The organism is Phaeacidiphilus oryzae TH49 (assembly GCF_000744815.1).
GTDB lineage: Bacteria > Actinomycetota > Actinomycetes > Streptomycetales > Streptomycetaceae > Phaeacidiphilus > Phaeacidiphilus oryzae.
Map to the genome: position 1 here is coordinate 3,225,837 of NZ_JQMQ01000005.1, position 17,253 is coordinate 3,243,089.

The following is a 17,253-nucleotide window of genomic DNA, read 5'->3' on the forward strand; positions in this document are numbered from 1 at the left end:
GTCGGGCTACTTCAGCGTCAAGGCGAGGACGATCCCGGCGATCACCGCGGCCACCACCAGCACCATCGCGGTGATCTTCGCCGGACTGTACGGGCGGTCGCCGATCACCTCGCCGGTCCTGGCGTTCACCATCACCTGCCAGCTCTTCCCGGCGTGGAGGTAGGTGAGGAACCACACCGGCAGCAGCATCAGCTTGAACGTGACGTCCGCGTACCGGGTGTCCACCGAGGTGACCCGCTGCTCGTCGCCCCCGATGTCCGACCGGCAGTCCGAGCGGATCTCCCGGTCCATCTCGCCCTTGGCGGTCTCCAGGCCCTGCTCCGGCTCGACGTCGTACCGGACGGTCTGGAAGCCGGCCAGGTACTCCGCCTGGTACGGCACCGCCTCCGCCAGCGGCCACGGCGTGAGCTTCGCCAGCTGCTTGCCGCTCACCCGCCCGGTCGCGGGCACCAGCACGTCGTCGAAGTCCCGCCGGACCGTCCCGGACACATGGTGCCAACTGGTGTGCTGCACCTGCCGGGTCTGCTGTCGGCCGTCGCCGTCCGTGTAGGTCTCGGTGGTGTAGTAGTGGGTGCCGCGCTGCCCCTCGTAGTACGAGGTGGTGGCCGCGTCGAAGGTCCAGTGCGGCAGATAGCTGCCCTTGAACGTCTCCGCCTCGGTGACCTTCTTCAGACCGCCCGGCGCGAACCACCGCGAGGAGGTCCACTTCCGCAGCCGCTCCCGCGCCTCGGCCCGGTTCAGGGCGAACGGGACCACCGCCTCGGGCGCGATCCGCTCGGTCGCCCCCGCGTCGGCGACCAGCGGGGTCGCGCAGAACTGGCAGCGCGCCGAGAGGTCGCCGGTCTCGGTGCGGGCCCCGCAGCCGGGGCAGACGAAGGCCCGCCCGACCACCGCCGAGAGCGGCTTCACCGGCAGCGCCGCCAGCTCCTCGATCTGATGCTCGCGCACCGCGCGCTGCTGCGGCACGACGGCCTGCTCGCTGCCGCAGTACGGACACTTGAGGACGCCCGCCTCCGGGGCGAACTCGACCACCGCCCCGCACGCCCCGCAGGGGTACGACTGCCCGTCGGCGCCCGCCCCGCGCTCCACCATCCTCATCCGCTGCCTCCCCCGGTCAGGACTGCGGCGGCTGCGGCGGCAGCGGCGGCGGCACCGAGCCGAACAGCGCCGCCAGCTCCGGCACCCGCGCGGCCGCCAGCCAGCCGGCCATCCCGTCCTTCCACACCAGCGTCTCCCGGGTGAACCGGCCGGAGCCGATCAGACCCGGCAGCGTCTCCTCCTCGTACGGCCCGTACTGCCGGCCGCCCACGGCCACGAACCACTGCGCGGCCGGCTGCGGCAGCGGCGGCGGCACGGCCCCCTGCGGGGACGGCGGCTGCGGCGGCACGGCCTGCCGCTGCGGGGGCTGCTGCGACGCGGCCTGCGGCTGCGGGGGCTGCGCGGCCTGCTGTCCGGGCGCCGCCGGCTGCGGCCCTGCCGCCGGCTGCGGCCCGAGGGCGTTCGCCAGCCGCTGCCCCATCGCCAGCCCGGCCCCGAGCCCGATGCCCTCGCCCGCGCCGCCCGGGTTGCGGGCCGCCTCGCCGATCGCGTCCGCCGCCTGGAACCGGGTGTACCGGTCGAGGTCGCCGGCGATCCCCATCCGCGAGCGGGTGTCGATCGCCGCCTCGACCTCCGGCGGCAGGGAGATGTTCTCGATGGAGAACCGCGGCAGCTCGATGCCGACCGACCGCAGGTCCTCGCTGAGGATCCCGGCCAGCCGGGAGGCCAGCGAGTCCTGCTGGGTGGCCAGGTCGAGGATGGGCACACCCGCCGTCGCCAGCGCCTGCGAGAGGTGGCTGACGATCAGCGCGCGCAGGTACTCCGCGACCTCCTCGGTCCTGAACTGCGGGTCGGTACCGGCCAGTTCGCGCAGCAGCGCGGCCGCGTCCACCACCCGGGCGGCGCAGGTGCCGAAGGCCCGCAGCCGCACCATGCCGAACTCGGCGTCCCGGACGATCACCGGGTTCGCCGTCCCCCACTTCAGGTCGGTGAACTGCCGGGTGGTGACGAAGTAGACCTCCGCCTTGAACGGCGAGTCGAACCCGTACTTCCAGCCCTTGAGGGTGGACAGCAGCGGCAGGTTCTGGGTCCGCAGGGTGTAGGTGCCGGGCGCGAAGACGTCGGCGATCCGGCCCTCGTTCACGAAGACCGCGACCTGCGACTCCCGGACCACCAGCCGGGCGCCCATCTTGATCTCGTTGTCGTGCCGGGGGAACCGCCACACCAGCGTGTCCCGGCTGTCGTCCGTCCACTCGACGATGTCGATGAACTCGCCGCGGATGGCATCCATGAAGCCCACGGCAGACCCCCCATGGTCGGCCCGCCACCCCACCCGCCTGCCCGGGGCGCCCCCGGACCGGCCAGCCGTCGGCGGATTGCGATCCACTGAGCAGAGCCCCCTGTCGGGTTCGAACCGACGACCTACGCTTTACAAGAGCGTTGCTCTGGCCAGCTGAGCTAAGGAGGCGTGGTACCGGTCCGCGGCTCGCCGCCACGGCCGGACCGTCGGGCAGTCTACCCGTCCGGCCTCGGCCATGGGGAAACTCACTCGCACACAGGTACTGACAAACTCCGGGCCTCCCCGTACAGTCACGGCAGGTCCGCCGCCCGGGTGGACTACACCTTTACTCGGATCGTCCGGCACGTTCCTGCCGGTGAAGGGGAGGGCCAACGATGGCCACGGTCACTTATGACAAGGCGACGCGGATCTACCCCGGGGGCGACAAGCCCGCGGTGGACGCGCTGGACCTGGAGATCGCCGACGGGGAGTTCCTCGTCCTGGTCGGTCCGTCCGGCTGCGGGAAGTCCACCAGCCTGCGGATGCTGGCGGGCCTGGAGGACGTGAACAACGGTGCCATCCGGATCGGCGAGCGGGACGTGACCCACCTGCCGCCCAAGGACCGCGACATCGCGATGGTCTTCCAGAACTACGCGCTGTACCCGCACATGACGGTCGCCGACAACATGGGCTTCGCCCTGAAGATCGCCGGCGTCAACAAGGCGGAGATCCGCAGCAAGGTCGAGGAGGCCGCGAAGATCCTCGACCTGACCGAGTTCCTGGACCGCAAGCCCAAGGCCCTCTCCGGCGGCCAGCGCCAGCGCGTCGCGATGGGCCGCGCGATCGTCCGCGAGCCCCAGGTCTTCCTGATGGACGAGCCGCTGTCCAACCTGGACGCCAAGCTCCGCGTCTCCACCCGCACCCAGATCGCCGGCCTGCAGCGCCGCCTGGGGATCACCACCGTCTACGTCACCCACGACCAGGTCGAGGCCATGACCATGGGCGACCGGGTGGCGGTCCTCAAGGACGGCCTGCTGCAGCAGGTGGACACCCCGCGCAACATGTACGACCGCCCGGCCAACCTCTTCGTCGCCGGCTTCATCGGCTCCCCCGCGATGAACCTGGTCGAGGTGCCCATCACCGACGGCGGCGTGAAGTTCGGCGAGTCGGTCGTCCAGGTCTCCCGCGACGCGGTCGGCGAGGCCGCCAACGCCGGCGACAAGACCGTCACCGTGGGCGTGCGCCCCGAGCACCTGGACATCGTCGGCGGCACCGAGGGCGGAGGCGAGGACAAGGGCCTGGCCGTCACCGTCAACGTGGTGGAGGAGCTGGGCGCCGACGGCTACGTCTACGGCTCGGCCAAGGTCGGCACCGAGACCATCGACCTGGTGGTGCGCGTCGGCGGCCGGGACATCCCGATGAAGGGCGACCAGCTCCGCGTCGTCCCCCGCGCCGGCGAGACCCACGTCTTCTCCACCTCCACCGGCAAGCGCCTCAGCGACTGACCCTGGGCCGCCGGCCGCCGGCGACCGACGCCCCGCTGCCCCCCGACCGGACCGCCGGACGGGGGGCAGCGGGCGTTTCGTCAACTTCCGTCCAAGGAAAAACGGTTCAACGTCACCCATCAGGGTGACTAAATGTCGCCATATCACTACCTATCGCTAGCATCTCGGGCGTGAAGCAGCTTGCCCGCCGTATCGGCCGAACCCTCGCGCTCATGCTCCCGCTGGTCCTGGTGACCACCGGCACCCTGGCGGTGACCAGGGTCCCCTGGGCACCACCGTCCAGCCACGACGAGCAGGTGCTCGCCACCACCTCGGACTCCGGGGCGATCGGCGGCACCGGCACGCCCGCCGGGAGCCCCGCCACCAAGCCGCAGGCCCCCCAGGACCTGCTGCGCAACCGCCTGCTGACGGTCCTTCAGCGGCAGAACCCGGGCGTCGCCCTGGACGAGCTGTCCGCCGCGATGCAGCAGCAGCCCTCGCTGACCCGGTACTGCACCGGCATCGCCCGCGACCTCGGCCGCGCCGCGGTGCGGAAGTACGACGGCAACGTCCGCCGCGCCCTGGGCTACGCCCGCCCGGTCTGCGACGGCTCGTTCGCCGCCGGCAGCATCGGCGGGTGACGCCGCCGCCGGTCCGGTGACGCCACCGCCGGTCCACCGGCTGTGAACCCGGAGCTCATTCGGCACTCACCGCACAGTCGCCACGGTCCTTCCCCAGCACTCACCCCCGAGCCTTAGGGTTTGTGCATGACCACCGCTGACCTCCAGTCGCAGCCGCCTGTGACCCAGGCCGTCATCCTGGCCGGCGGCCAGGGCTCCCGGCTCCGGCCCTACACCGACACCATGCCGAAGCCGATGATCGAGGTCCCCGGCACCGGGGTGCCCATCATCGGCCACCAGCTGGAGTGGCTGGCCGAGGAGGGCGTCACCGATGTCGTGATCTCCTGCGGCCACCTCGCCGAGGTGCTCCAGGACTGGCTGGACCAGACCGACCTGCCGCTCAAGGTGGTCACGGTCGTGGAGAAGGAGCCGCTCGGCCGCGGTGGCGGCCTGCGCTACGCCGCGGCCTCGCTGCCCCGCGCCGACGAGCCCTGGTACGCGACCAACGGGGACATCTGGACCCGCTTCCAGCTGCGCGACATGGCCGCCTTCCACCTGGCCAGGGACGCCCACGCCACCCTGGCGCTGGCCCGCCCCCGCCTGCCCTGGGGCACGGTCGAGACCGACCGCTTCGGCAACGTCCTGGACTTCATCGAGGCCCCGCCCTCCCCGTACCTGATCAACGCGGGGGTGTATGTGTTCTCCGCCGAGTTCACCGGGATGCTGCCGGCCCTCGGCGACCACGAGCGCACCACCTTCCCGCGCCTCGCCCGCGAACGCCGGCTCTCCGGCTACGAGCTGCCGCAGGGCGTCTACTGGCGGGCCATCGACACCGCCAAGGACCTCTCCGAGGCCGCCAAGGAACTCGCCGAACTCCGCTCCCGCGCAGGCAGCTGACCCCCGACGCCCCCGCAGCCCGCGACCCCCGGCCTCCGGCGGACGGCCCGCGACGGACGGAACATCTCCCCTCGCGAGAACGAGACGGGCCCTCCCGCCGATCGCTCGGCGGGAGGGCCCGTTGACGTCCGTACGGCAGGCGGTCAGGCCGTAGCCCGGTCCGGCGGGGCGGGCCGGTCAGGCGGCCGGTCAGGCGGCCCGCCGCTAGCCCAGCAGCCCGCCCAGGGCGCCCCCGGAGGGCGGCGCCGAGCCGCCACCGCCGCCGCCCCCGCCGGACTGCGTGGGCGCCCCCGAGGAGCGGGCCGTCCCGCTGTGGTGGTGGGTGGGCGAGGAGGTGCCGGTCGCCCCGGCGCCCGAACTCGCGGTCCCGGTACCGCTGCCGGAGCCGGTCACCGTCCCGGAGGGCGAGGCGTGCCGGCCGGCGGTCGCGGCCGCCGAGGTCGGCGCACCGGCGCTGGGCCGCGCCGAGGGCCGGTGGACGATCCCGTGCTTCCCGGCCCCCGGCGAGGGCAGCGCGCTCGGCCACACCGGGCTCGGGTACTGCGTCGGCACCGAAGGCTGCTGCGGGTCGACCGAGTTCCGCACCTGGGTGCTGCGCACGGCGGCGCCGAACAGCGCCCCCGCCACCAGCGTGGCGCCGATGACCAGGCTGGAGAGGACGGCCCCGCGACGCAGCACCCGCCGCCGCTGCACGCTCACCGGAGCCGAATTGCCGTACCGCCGCCAGGCGTTCAGCGCCAGCCGGCCGTCCAGGGAGAAGAACGGCGCCCCGGCGATCAGCAGCGGGCTCCACGCGGCCAGGTAGATGATCTGCGGCGCGTCGTACACCGGCACCGAGCGCCAGCTGACCGTCAGCAGCAGCGCGAGGGCCAGCAGCATCGCCACCGCGGAGGCGATCCGGGTCCACAGCCCCAGCATCGCCAGCACGCCGACCACGACCTGGGTGAAGGCCACCCCGAGCCCGGCCCCGACCGGATGGCTCTCGGCCCAGGTGACCAGCGGCTGGGCGAACTCCCAGGGATGCAGCGACTGCAGCCAGTGCATCATCGAGCCGCGCACCCCGCCGTCGAAGTAGACGGGGTCGCAGAGCTTGCTGAACCCGGCGTAGATCGAGATCCCGCCGAGGAAGACCCGCAGCGGCAGCAGCACCAGCCCGAGGTCCACCCGGCGCCCGGGGTACCAGGCGTGCCGCTGCTCGCCTGAGGCCGCGTCCCGGCCGTGGGTGCGGGCGTACTCGGCGTACTCCTCGGCCCCCTCCGGGACGAAGGCCCGCAGCCGGACCGTGTCCAGGTCGGTCTCGGTCGTCTCGTCCCCGCTGCGCGCCCCGGCGCCGGAGCCGTACCAGCCGCGGTCCGGGCCGGGCTGGTGGGTGAGTCCCGCGATCCGGGCCATCGCCCGGGTGTCGTCGTCCGCGCCGACGGGCGCCGCGCCCTGCCCCGGCACTCCCCCGCGCACCGCGTCGACGAGCCCGGAGTCCGGGCTGCCGGTCCAGGTGATCGGGGAGACCCGGCCGGGCCGCCGCGGCGCCTCCGTCTCGACCGGGCCGGCCGCCGCCGCGCCCACCAGCGCCTCGCCCCGGGAGGTCCTGATCATGGTCGGCAGCAGCGTCGGCTGCGCGTCGACCACCAGACGCCGCCCCGTGCGGCCGCCGGTCACCACCGGTCCGACCTGCCAGGGCCGCGCTCCCGCGGCGGCCCCGGCGGCCGCCCCGGCGAAGAGCTCGGGCGGCACCGAGATCCGCGGCTGCACCGGATCGGCCAACCGCAGGCGGAAGCTGGCCGTGGTCGTGTTCAGCCGCGCGGGATCCGACGGCACCTTGACCCGGGCGAGCTCCGGCTCCTCCGTACCCTGCGCGCGCGTTCTGGTGTCCACATACCACTAACCGAGTGACCCGCCCGAAGGACACGGTCACCCGGGCCAGGGAGATCTTCCTTCCGGAAGGCCGGGCGGCCGCCGCGCTACCCGCGCTTGCCGGCCCGCCGGGACGCCGCCTCGTAGAGGACGATCCCCGCCGCGACCCCCGCGTTCAGCGACTCGGCCTGCCCCGGCATCGGGATCCGGACCGTCAGGTCGCAGGTCTCGGAGACCAGCCGGGAGAGCCCCTTGCCCTCCGACCCGGCCACCACGACCACCGGGCCGTCCAGCGCGTCCAGGTCCCGCAGTTCGGCCTCGCCGTCGGCGGCCAGACCCACCACGAAGCAGCCGGCCTTCTGGTACGCCTCCAGTGCCCGGGTCAGGTTGGTGGCCTTGGCCACCGGGATCCGGGCCGCCGCGCCGGCCGAGGTCTTCCAGGCGCCCGCGGTCATCCCGGCCGCCCTGCGCTCCGGCACCACGACCCCGTGGCCGCCGAAGGCCGCCGCCGAGCGCACCACGGCGCCCAGGTTGCGCGGGTCGGTGACCCCGTCCAGGGCCACGATCAGCGGGTCCTCGCCGGCGTCCGCCGCCAGCCCCAGCAGGTCCTCGGGGTGGGCGTACTCGTAGGGAGGCACCTGGAGCACCAGGCCCTGGTGGTTGAGCCCGTTGGTCATCTGCTCCAGCTGCGGGCGCGGGGCCTCCATCAGCGGCACCCCGCGCTCGTTGGCCTGCTGCAGCGCCTCGCGCACCCGCTCGTCGTTGTCGATGAACTGCTGGACGTACAGCGCCGTCGCCGGCACGCCCTCCCGCAGCGCCTCGACCACCGGGTTGCGCCCGACCACCAGCTCGGCCGTGCCCCGCCCGCCGCGGCCGCCCGGACGGCGGCTGCCGGCGCCGGAGCGCGCGGCCGCGCGCTTGGCGCGGGCCTCGGCGGCCCGCTTCTTGGGGTGCCCGGTACGGGCCTCGGCGGGCGGGGTCGGACCCTTGCCCTCCAGGCCCTTGCGGCGGTGGCCGCCGGTACCGACCTGCATCCCCTTCTTGGAACCCGGGTTGCGGCGGTTCCTCCGCTGGCTGTTGCCGGCCATCGCTCAGTCCTGCTTCCTGCTTGCTGCTGCCTGCGTGCGTACGCGTGTGTCTGCCGGTCGTGCCGGGCTCACTCCGAGCGGAGTGTCCAGCGGCTGCCGTTGGGGGTGTCCTCGACGCTGAGGCCGGCCTCGGCGAGCCGGTCCCGGATGGCGTCGGCGGTGGCGTAGTCCTTGCGGCCCCGGGCCGCCTGGCGCTGCTCCAGCACCAGCTGGACCAGGCTGTCCGCGACCTCGAACGGCACTCCGCCGGCCCCGCCCCGCGCTCCGGCGCCGGCCCCGGCCCCGGTCCAGAAGTCGTCCAGCGGATCGAGGCCGAGCACCCCGAGCATCGCACGGACGTCGGCCAGCCGCGCGACCGCGTTCTCCTTGTCGTCCGCGGCGAGCGCCGCGTTGCCCTGCCGTACCGCGGTGTGCACCACGGCCAGCGCCTGCGGCACCCCGAGGTCGTCGTCCATCGCCTCGGCGAAGGCCGGCGGCACCTCGGCCGCGGGCTCCACCACCCCGGCCTGCTCCACCACCCGCTGCGCGAAGCCCTCGATCCGCCCGAAGGCGGACTCGGCCTCGCGCAGCGCCTCCTCGCTGTACTCGATGGTGGAGCGGTAGTGCGGGGCGGCCAGGTAGTACCGCAGCACGATCGGCCGCCAGCGCTGCACCATCTCGCTGACCAGCACCGAGTTGCCGAGCGACTTGCTCATCTTCTCGCCGCTCATGGTCACCCAGGCGTTGTGCACCCAGTACTGCGCGAAGCGGTCGCCGTAGGCCTTGGACTGGGCGATCTCGTTCTCGTGGTGCGGGAAGATCAGGTCGATCCCGCCGCCGTGGACGTCGAAGGCCTCGCCGAGGTACTTGTGCGCCATCGCCGAGCACTCCAGGTGCCAGCCGGGCCGACCGCGGCCCCAGGGGGTCTCCCAGCTGGGCTCCCCCTCCTTGGCCGCCTTCCAGAGGGCGAAGTCGCGCGGGTCGCGCTTGCCGGTCTCGCCCTCGCCCGAGGGCTGCCGCAGGTTCTCCAGCTCCTGGTTGGAGAGCGCCAGGTAGTCCGGGTAGGAGGTGACGGAGAAGTAGACGTTGCCGTCGGCGGCGTAGGCGTTGCCCCGCTCGATCAGGCCCCGCATCATCTCGACCATCTCGGGGACGTGCCCGGTCGCCCGCGGCTCACCGGTCGGCGGCAGGCAGCCGAGCGCGGTGTACGCGTCGTCGAAGGCCCGCTCGTTGGCATAGCCGATCTGCCACCAGGGCGTGCCGAGCTCGCGCTCCTTGGCGATGATCTTGTCGTCGATGTCGGTGACGTTCCGGACGAAGGTGACCTGGTAGCCGCGGTACGCGAACCACCGGCGCAGCACGTCGAAGTCCAGGCCGGACCGGATGTGCCCGATGTGCGGGGCGGCCTGCACGGTGGCACCGCACAGGTAGATCGAGACGCACCCCGGCACGAGCGGGACGAAGTCGCGGACCTGGCGCGTGCTGGTGTCGTACAGGCGAATAGTCACGCGTCAAGACTAGTGGGCGCGGCGGGGTGCCCAGCCCCGTTCCGGGCCCGGAACACCCGTCGGAGGCGGTCGAACGCCCTGGCCGTTTCGACCACCGCGACCCGCGCGCCGGCGGCTAGCCGACCGGGTAGACCAGCGCCGTGGCCAGCGCGGCCAGGCCCTCCGCCCGCCCGGTGAAGCCGAGCGAGTCGCTGGTCGTCCCGGCGACCGAGACGGGGGCTCCGGCGGCCTCGGAGAGCACCCGCTGGGCCTCCTCCCGCCGCTTCCCCACCTTCGGCCGGACGCCGATCACCTGGACGGCGATGTTGCCGATCTCGAACCCGGCCGCCCGGACCAGCCGGGCCGCCTCACCGAGCAGCTTCACCCCGGCGGCCCCGGCCCACTCCGGGCGCGAGGTCCCGAAGTGCGCCCCCAGGTCGCCGATCCCGGCCGCCGAGAAGAGGGCGTCGCAGGCCGCGTGGGCGGCCACGTCCCCGTCCGAGTGGCCGGCCAGGCCGTAGCCGCCGGAGGCCGCCTCGTCCCAGAGCAGCCCGGCGACCCACAACTCCCGCCCGGCCTCGAAGGCGTGGACGTCCGTCCCGATCCCGGTACGCGGCAGCACCGGCCGGGGATCCGTCATCCGGTCAGAAGCCATCGACGGCCCTCCTTCGCGCCAGAACCGCCTCGGCCAGCACCAGGTCCAGCGGGCGGGTCACCTTGAACGCCTCCTCGTGGCCGGGCACCACGACCACCCGGCCGCCGAACCGCTCCACGAGTCCGGCGTCGTCCGTCACCGGCGCCTCGTCCGAAGTCCCCTCCGCGGCAAGGGCCTTGGCGTGGACGTCGACCAGCAGCCGGTGCCGGAAGCCCTGCGGGGTCTGCACGGCACGCAGCCGCGCCCGCTCCGGGGTGCCGACCACCGGCTCGGGCCCGCCCGGCCGGGCGGCCGGCTCGACCTGCTTGACGGTGTCGGCCAGCGGCACGGCAGGCACCACCGCGTCGGAGCCCGCGGCCACCGCGCCGGCCACCGCCTCGATCACCTCGACCGGCACCAGCGGCCGGGCGGCGTCGTGCACCAGCACGACCTCGGTCTCCTCGGGCAGCGCCGCCAGCGCCAGCCGCACGGACTCCTGCCGGGTCTCCCCGCCGGCCACCACCCGTACGTCCTTGCCGAGTTGACCGGGCAGCCCGTGCTCGTCCAGCAGCGCGCGGACACCCGGCACGCCGTCGGCCGGGGCCGCCACCACGACGGTGCGCACGGAACGCGCGCCCAGCAGCGCGCGGACGGCGTGCACCAGGATCGGCACACCACCGAGTTCTCGCAGGGCCTTCGGGGCTCCGGGCCCCAGTCGTTCGCCCCGGCCTGCGGCGGGGACCACTGCTGCGGCGTTCAGGTTTCGTTCCTTCGGGGATGTGGGTATGGCCTTCGTCGTGCGGGGGCGGGACCCTTCCGTGGAGCACCAACCGCCTGCCCCGGCACAGCACCTGAGGGACGGTCGGCACATCACGACGGACGGACCCCGGACAGGGTCCGGAGCTGCGGCTCCGGGTTGCCGGGTGCCACCGGGCAACACCTTGGCACACACCACAGCGCCCGGCGGCATCGCAGTGGGTCGGACTGCGAATCACCGGGCGCTGTACGGCTCAGGCTCTGTGGATGGTTCAGGACCGGAGGCCACCGGAAGGCCTCAGCCTGTCGGGGGGCGGCCCGTCAGGAGGCGAGCACCTCGTCCAGGAGGGTCTCGGCCTTGTCCTCGTTGGTGTTCTCGGCGAGCGCCAGTTCGCTCACCAGGATCTGACGGGCCTTGGCGAGCATCCGCTTCTCACCGGCCGAGAGGCCGCGCTCGCGCTCGCGCCGCCACAGGTCGCGCACGACCTCCGCGACCTTGATAACGTCGCCCGAAGCGAGCTTCTCGAGGTTCGCCTTGTAGCGTCGGGACCAGTTGGTGGGCTCCTCGGTGTACGGTGCACGCAGCACCTCGAAGACCCGGTCCAGTCCGTCCTGGCCGACCACGTCGCGCACGCCGACGAACTCTGCGTTCTCCGCGGGCACGCGCAGTGTCAGGTCACCCTGCTGCACCTTCAGCACCAGGTAGGTCTTGTCCACGCCTTTGATCTGGCGAGTCTCGATGGCCTCGATCAGCGCGGCCCCGTGATGGGGGTAGACCACGGTGTCGCCAACCTTGAACGTCATGTGACAGGTACCCCTTCCGTGGTTTTCCAGAATAACACGACCGCCGCCGTATCCGAAGGGCGTTTCCGCAGGTCAGAGCCAGTCTCAGGGCTTGACAACTGCCCCCGCCGCATGCTGCGACCCCAGTTCGAGGGGCATTTCCCGCAGGTCGGAGCGTTGATCGCGAGTTCTGAAACATGACCGGAACAAGCCACAGATCTTGGATTTCCGCCACGCTCGGGAACTGAAATGATCTTCATCCGTCCGAGCGGAGCCGAGGTGTGGACGGGCGCGCGAGGCGATGCGCACGCACCTCCCAGCGCGCGAGGAACGCCACGCGCCCCCTGGACACCTCACTACGCCCCAAGCCGACCCCAAGGCGCCACGCGCGCCCATGGGGCCCCCTTCTGACGTGCCGTTCGATCCCCCGCGCGGCCCGCCGCCGCCAGGCGACCCGCCGCGACGACCGCGCGACCTGCGCGGAAAGGGCCGGGAACGCGCAGTTCGCGACACGGACCCCTCCCGGTGAGGAGCGGATAAAGAGGCTCGGTAACCTAAGCCCGGCCAGAGGTCCAGGTCTGTACGACGGACCGCCCGAGAATCGTCCAAGGAGAAGCCGCCGCCGTGAGCAGCCGCAGCCTTCGACGCGGCGTAGTCGCCGCCCTCATCATCGCGAGCGCGCCCGTCCTCGCCGCCTGCTCGGCCGGCGGTACCGCCGCTTCCCTGCAGGTGAAGCCGAACAACGTGGCCACCGCGGTCAGCGACAACCTGAAGCTGAACAACGTGGTCGTGATCGCCGACGCGGCCGGTGACACCAACCGCCCGGCCAACCTCAGCGTCGCGATCAGCAACACCGGCGCCTCGGCCGAGACCCTGAACTCGGTCATGGTCAACGGTGCCCCGGCCGATCTGACCAAGGGCGGCAAGAAGGTGGCCGACGTCACCATCCCGGCCGGCGGCTCGGTCGCGCTCAGCGCCCCCGGCCAGGTGCGGGCCCAGGTGCCCAACCTCACCGGCGTCCAGCTGGGCTCCTACACCCCCGTGGTGTTCCAGTTCGCCCAGGCCGGCCAGGTCTCGGTGAACGCCTCCACCACGACCGGCACCGGGTACTACGCCCCGTACGCGCCCACCGCCGCGCCGGCCTCGGCCCCGGCCAAGGCGTCCGCCCCGGCCTCCGCGCCGGCCTCGCCCGGCGGCACCGCCAAGCCCACCGGCAAGGCCACCGCCGGCGCCAAGGCGACCACCACCGCGAAGGCCACGGCCAGCCCCACCCACTGACCGGTGGAACGCGAACAGGCCCCGGAGCGCTCGGCGAGCGCTGCGGGGCCTGCGGCTTCCGGGATCCGGCGGTCGGCGCCGGTCCGGGATCAGGGCTCGAACTTGTAGCCCAGGCCGCGGACCGTCACCAGGTAGCGCGGGGCCCCCGGGTCGGGCTCGATCTTCGCCCGGAGCCGCTTGACGTGGACGTCCAGGGTCTTGGTGTCGCCGACGTAGTCGGCGCCCCAGACGCGGTCTATCAGCTGCATCCGGGTGAGCACCCGGCCGGCGTTCCTGAGCAGCATCTCCAGCAGGTCGAACTCCTTGAGCGGGAGGTCGACCTTGGCGCCGTCGACGGTGACCACATGCCGGTCGACGTCCATCCGGACCGGACCGGCCTCCAGGGCGCCGGGGGCGGCGGTCTCCTCCCCCTCGCCACGTCTGCGGAGCACCGCGCGGATCCGGGCGACCAGCTCCCGCGAGGAGTACGGCTTGGTGACGTAGTCGTCGGCTCCTATCTCCAGGCCGACCACCTTGTCGATCTCGGTGTCCTTGGCGGTGACCATGATCACCGGGACGTTGGAGCGGACCCTGAGCTGGCGGCACACCTCGGTGCCGGGCAGCCCCGGCAGCATCAGGTCGAGCAGTACAAGATCGGCGCCATTGCGTTCGAATTGGTCGAGGGCGTCGGGTCCGGTGGCCGACACGGCCACCTCGAATCCCTCCTTGCGCAGCATGTACGACAGCGCGTCGCTGAACGATTCCTCGTCCTCGACGACGAGCACGCGAGTCACGATCGGGCCTCCGGGGCAGGGACGGGTTCCACGGCCTCGCCGGACTGCGGATCCGGCGCGGCCTCAGGGCCAGTGGGTTCGAGTGGGGACGAGTCGACCGGGGAGCCGGCGGGAAGCCGGAGGGTGAAGGTGGAGCCCTGGCCCTCGACGCTCCACACCGCCACGGTGCCGCCGTGCGAGGCGGCCACGTGCTTGACGATGGAGAGCCCGAGGCCGGTGCCGCCGGTCGCCCGCGAGCGGGCCGGGTCCACCCGGTAGAAGCGCTCGAAGATGCGCTCCCGGTCGGCCGGGGAGATGCCGATGCCCTGGTCGGTCACCGAGATCTCCACCGTCTCCCCCGCACCCCGCTTTCCGGTCGCGGGGGCCTTGCGGGCGGCGATCGCCACCCTGGTGCGGGCGGGGCTGTAGTTCACCGCGTTCTCGACCAGGTTGCCGAGGGCGGCGGCGAGCTGGCCGCGGTTGCCGTGCAGGAAGAGCCCGGACATCCCGCCGGCCGCGATGGTGATCTGCTTGGCCCCGGCCTGGTGCCGGCAGCGGTCCATCGCCTCGGCGACCAGCTCGTCCACCGCGACCGGCTCGGGGTCGATCAGGCGGTCGTCGTTCTGGACCCGGGAGAGGTCGATGATCTCCTGGACCAGGCTGGTCAGCCGGGTGGACTCGATCTGCATCCGGCCGGCGAACCGGCGGACCGCCTCCGGGTCGTCGCTGGCGTCCAGCACCGCCTCGGAGAGCAGGGAGAGCGCGCCCACCGGCGTCTTGAGCTCATGGCTGACGTTGGCCACGAAATCCCGGCGGACCGCCTCGATCCGCCGGGACTCGGTGAGGTCCTCGACCAGCACCAGCACCAGGCGGGAACCCAGGGGGGCGACCCGGACCGAGACGGCCAGCTGGTCGGAGGCCGCGCCGGCCCGGGTGCCGGAGCCGCGCGGTACGTCCAGCTCGGCCTGTCTTATCTCGCCGTCCCGCCGGGTCATGCGGGCCATCAGCAGGATGTCCTCGACGGCCAGGGTGCCGCCGCGGACCAGGCCCAGGGCGTACGCGGCGGAGCTGGCCTTGGCCACCCCGTCGCTCTCGTCCAGCACCACCGCGCAGGAGCGCAGCACGGAGAGGACCGTGTCCACGCCCGGTGGGAGGGCGGGCTCGGTGGGCCGGCCGCCCCCGTCGCCGCCGTCGGTGCGCCGACGGCGGGCGGGGGTCTCCCGGTGCTGCTCGCGTTCGCTCCAGCGGAAGGCGAACGCGGCCGTGAGACCGACCCCGAGGCCGACCAGGGCGCTCGAGGCGGCAGCCGCCACGTCCATGTCCATGCGTTCAGCGTAAGCGCACGCCGGTGACCGGCAGTCGGCCCGAGAGCGAGGCATCCGCCGCCGGTCGCCGAGAATTCACCTTGAGGTCGGTGCCGGTTCACTCCCACTGGGCTCCCGGGACGTTCGGGCCGCCGATCCTGTGGTGGACGGAGGCAGCCGAGGAATCGAGGAGCAGCGATGCGGGACGCCTACCACGAGGAGTTGGACTCGATCGGGGACGGGCTGGTCGAGATGGCCCGCCAGGTCGGGTCGGCGATCGGGCGGGCCACCACCGCCCTGCTGGACGCGGACCTGGAGCTGGCGGAGAGTGTGATCGCCGCCGACGAGAAGGTGGACCGGCTCCACCACGACCTGGAGAACCGGGCGATAGACCTGCTGGCCCGGCAGCAGCCGGTGGCGACCGATCTGCGGATCGTGGTCACCTCGCTGCGGATGAGCGCCGATCTGGAGCGGGCCGGCGACCTGGCCCGGCATGTGGCCAAGCTGGCCCGGCTGCGGTACCCGGAGTCGGCGGTGCCGACCGACCTCCACCCGATCGTCCTGGAGATGGGGCAGCTGGCCCAGCGGCTGGTGGCCAAGGCCGGCCTGGTGATCTCCACCAAGGACGTGGACGCCGCGCTGGAGCTGGAGCGGGACGACGACGCGATCGACGAGCTCCACCGCGAGCTGTTCTCGCATCTGCTGGACGACCGCTGGCACCACGGCATCGAGACCGCGGTGGACGTCACTCTCTGCGGCCGGTACTACGAGCGCTTCGCCGACCACGCGGTCTCGGTGGCGAAGCGGGTGGTGTACCTGGTCACCGGGGAGCACGCGGACGACTTCGTGCCGGACGCCTGAGCGATCGGAGCGGCGGGGGGCGCATGGGGCCCGAGCGGTGGTGCCACCGCGCGCCCGTTGACGCTCCGTCACCGCCCGGGCTTCACTCGACGGGAAGCCACGCCTCGCTGAGGAGGGTCCGCATGACGCACGCCTCGACCCCGCCCGACCCGACGACGTCCGCATGCGGCTGCGGCGCCGGATGCGGCTGCGGCTGCCAGTCCGGCGGCCCGTGCCAGTGCGGCGGGAACTGCGGCTGCAAGCACTGACCGGCCGGCCCGGTCCGGGCAGACCCGACGAGAAGGTGCCGGCGGCTCCCCTGGAGAGGGGGGCCGCCGGCACCTCTTCGTCACCGCCGTCGCGGTGTCAGCTCTTCTTCTTGCCCTGGTTCTTGACCGCCTCGATGGCGGCGGCCGCGGCCGCCGGGTCGAGGTAGCGGCCGCCCTTGGTGACCGGCTTGAAGTCGGCGTCCAGCTCGTAGAGGAGCGGGATGCCGGTGGGGATGTTGAGGCCGGCGATGTCCTCGTCGGAGATCCCGTCCAGGTGCTTGACCAGCGCGCGCAGGCTGTTGCCGTGCGCGGTGACCAGCACCGTCCGGCCCGCGGCCAGATCCGGCACGATCGCGTCGTACCAGTACGGCAGCATCCGGACCACGACGTCCTTCAGGCACTCGGTGCGGGGCATCAGCTCGCTGGGGAGCTCCCCGTAGCGGGCGTCGCCGACCTGCGAGTACTCGGAGTCGTCGGCCAGCGGCGGCGGGGGCGTGTCGTAGGAGCGGCGCCACAGCTGGAACTGCTCGGCGCCGAACTCCTCCAGCGTGGCGGCCTTGTCCTTGCCCTGGAGGGCGCCGTAGTGCCGCTCGTTCAGCCGCCAGCTGCGGCGGACCGGGATCCAGTGCCGGTCGGCGCGTTCCAGGGCGATCTGCGAGGTGCGGATCGCGCGGCGGAGGACGGAGGTGTGGAGGACGTCGGGCAGGAGGCCCTCGGCGGTGAGGAGCTCGCCACCGCGCGCGGCCTCCTTCTCGCCCTTCTCGTTCAGGTCGACGTCGACCCAACCGGTGAAGAGGTTCTTCTGGTTCCACTCGCTCTCACCATGACGGAGGAGCACGAGCCGGTAGGGAGCTTCAGCCATGGCCAGCAGCCTAATCGACGGCCCCGGCGGCGGAGGCGCGGGGCGCGGAACC

16 protein-coding genes and 1 tRNA gene are annotated in these 17,253 nt (G+C 73.0%); 5 read left to right on the forward strand and 12 right to left on the reverse strand.

All coding sequences use genetic code 11. The features are described from left to right. Positions 1-6: 6 nt before the first annotated feature. From BS73_RS18085 to BS73_RS18095, 3 genes are all read right to left on the reverse strand, one after another. The gene (locus tag BS73_RS18085; RefSeq protein ID WP_152617644.1) at positions 7-1,098 is read right to left on the reverse strand and encodes a hypothetical protein; all 1,092 of its coding nucleotides are present in this window, start codon (positions 1,096-1,098) and stop codon (positions 7-9) included. 16 nt (positions 1,099-1,114) lie between these two features. Beyond that, positions 1,115-2,329, reverse strand: a complete 1,215-nt coding sequence (locus BS73_RS18090; RefSeq protein ID WP_235215440.1) for an SPFH domain-containing protein — start codon at positions 2,327-2,329, stop codon at positions 1,115-1,117. Between the two features lie 103 nt (positions 2,330-2,432). After that, positions 2,433-2,506 (reverse strand) — tRNA-Thr (locus BS73_RS18095). Positions 2,507-2,712: 206 nt separating this feature from the next. Here BS73_RS18095 and BS73_RS18100 point away from each other — a divergent pair. The 3 genes from BS73_RS18100 (at position 2,713) to BS73_RS18110 (ending at position 5,318) form a co-directional block, all read left to right on the forward strand. Beyond that, positions 2,713-3,822, forward strand: coding sequence for an ABC transporter ATP-binding protein (locus tag BS73_RS18100; protein ID WP_037573817.1), 1,110 nt, complete (start codon positions 2,713-2,715; stop codon positions 3,820-3,822). Between the two features lie 170 nt (positions 3,823-3,992). Beyond that, entirely contained in the window at positions 3,993-4,442 is a 450-nt protein-coding gene (locus BS73_RS18105) for a hypothetical protein (protein ID WP_152617645.1), read from the forward strand. Between the two features lie 126 nt (positions 4,443-4,568). Beyond that, positions 4,569-5,318 (forward strand): nucleotidyltransferase family protein, encoded by a 750-nt coding sequence (locus BS73_RS18110; protein WP_037573824.1) that lies wholly within the window; start codon positions 4,569-4,571, stop codon positions 5,316-5,318. A 204-nt stretch (positions 5,319-5,522) separates the two neighbouring features. Here BS73_RS18110 and BS73_RS18115 read toward each other — a convergent pair whose 3' ends face one another. The 6 genes from BS73_RS18115 to BS73_RS18140 form a co-directional block, all read right to left on the reverse strand. Then, positions 5,523-7,190, reverse strand: coding sequence for a DoxX family protein (locus BS73_RS18115; protein WP_051940069.1), 1,668 nt, complete (start codon positions 7,188-7,190; stop codon positions 5,523-5,525). Between the two features lie 86 nt (positions 7,191-7,276). Beyond that, the gene (gene rlmB / locus BS73_RS18120) at positions 7,277-8,257 is read right to left on the reverse strand and encodes a 23S rRNA (guanosine(2251)-2'-O)-methyltransferase RlmB (RefSeq protein WP_037573833.1); all 981 of its coding nucleotides are present in this window, start codon (positions 8,255-8,257) and stop codon (positions 7,277-7,279) included. A 68-nt stretch (positions 8,258-8,325) separates the two neighbouring features. Beyond that, positions 8,326-9,744 (reverse strand): cysteine--tRNA ligase, encoded by a 1,419-nt coding sequence (gene cysS, locus BS73_RS18125; RefSeq protein WP_037573835.1) that lies wholly within the window; start codon positions 9,742-9,744, stop codon positions 8,326-8,328. A gap of 115 nt (positions 9,745-9,859) precedes the next feature. Further along, positions 9,860-10,378 carry a 2-C-methyl-D-erythritol 2,4-cyclodiphosphate synthase gene (gene ispF / locus BS73_RS18130; protein ID WP_235215441.1) on the reverse strand — a complete coding sequence of 173 codons (519 nt, stop codon included), beginning with the start codon at positions 10,376-10,378 and terminating at the stop codon, positions 9,860-9,862. Then, entirely contained in the window at positions 10,368-11,102 is a 735-nt protein-coding gene (gene ispD, locus BS73_RS18135) for a 2-C-methyl-D-erythritol 4-phosphate cytidylyltransferase (RefSeq protein WP_037573839.1), read from the reverse strand. The genes ispF and ispD overlap by 11 nt, the downstream gene beginning before the upstream one ends. A 332-nt stretch (positions 11,103-11,434) precedes the next feature. Beyond that, positions 11,435-11,917 carry a CarD family transcriptional regulator gene (locus tag BS73_RS18140; RefSeq protein WP_037573841.1) on the reverse strand — a complete coding sequence of 161 codons (483 nt, stop codon included), beginning with the start codon at positions 11,915-11,917 and terminating at the stop codon, positions 11,435-11,437. A gap of 603 nt (positions 11,918-12,520) precedes the next feature. Between BS73_RS18140 and BS73_RS18145 the strand changes: the two genes are divergently transcribed. Next, positions 12,521-13,174, forward strand: coding sequence for a hypothetical protein (locus tag BS73_RS18145; RefSeq protein ID WP_037573843.1), 654 nt, complete (start codon positions 12,521-12,523; stop codon positions 13,172-13,174). A gap of 89 nt (positions 13,175-13,263) precedes the next feature. Here BS73_RS18145 and BS73_RS18150 read toward each other — a convergent pair whose 3' ends face one another. Together BS73_RS18150 and BS73_RS18155 are read right to left on the reverse strand one after the other, a co-directional pair. Next, the gene (locus BS73_RS18150; RefSeq protein ID WP_037573845.1) at positions 13,264-13,947 is read right to left on the reverse strand and encodes a response regulator transcription factor; all 684 of its coding nucleotides are present in this window, start codon (positions 13,945-13,947) and stop codon (positions 13,264-13,266) included. Further along, positions 13,944-15,251, reverse strand: coding sequence for a sensor histidine kinase (locus tag BS73_RS18155; protein ID WP_037573853.1), 1,308 nt, complete (start codon positions 15,249-15,251; stop codon positions 13,944-13,946). The genes BS73_RS18150 and BS73_RS18155 overlap by 4 nt, the downstream gene beginning before the upstream one ends. A 177-nt stretch (positions 15,252-15,428) precedes the next feature. Between BS73_RS18155 and phoU the strand changes: the two genes are divergently transcribed. Beyond that, on the forward strand, positions 15,429-16,091 hold the full coding sequence (phoU, locus tag BS73_RS18160; RefSeq protein WP_037573855.1) for a phosphate signaling complex protein PhoU: 663 nt from the start codon (positions 15,429-15,431) through the stop codon (positions 16,089-16,091). A 345-nt stretch (positions 16,092-16,436) separates the two neighbouring features. On the opposite strand, the gene BS73_RS18165 is transcribed toward phoU, so the two are convergent. Next, complete coding sequence (locus BS73_RS18165; protein ID WP_037573857.1) at positions 16,437-17,201, reverse strand: phosphoglyceromutase; 765 nt, start codon at positions 17,199-17,201, stop codon at positions 16,437-16,439. Positions 17,202-17,253: the final 52 nt, after the last annotated feature.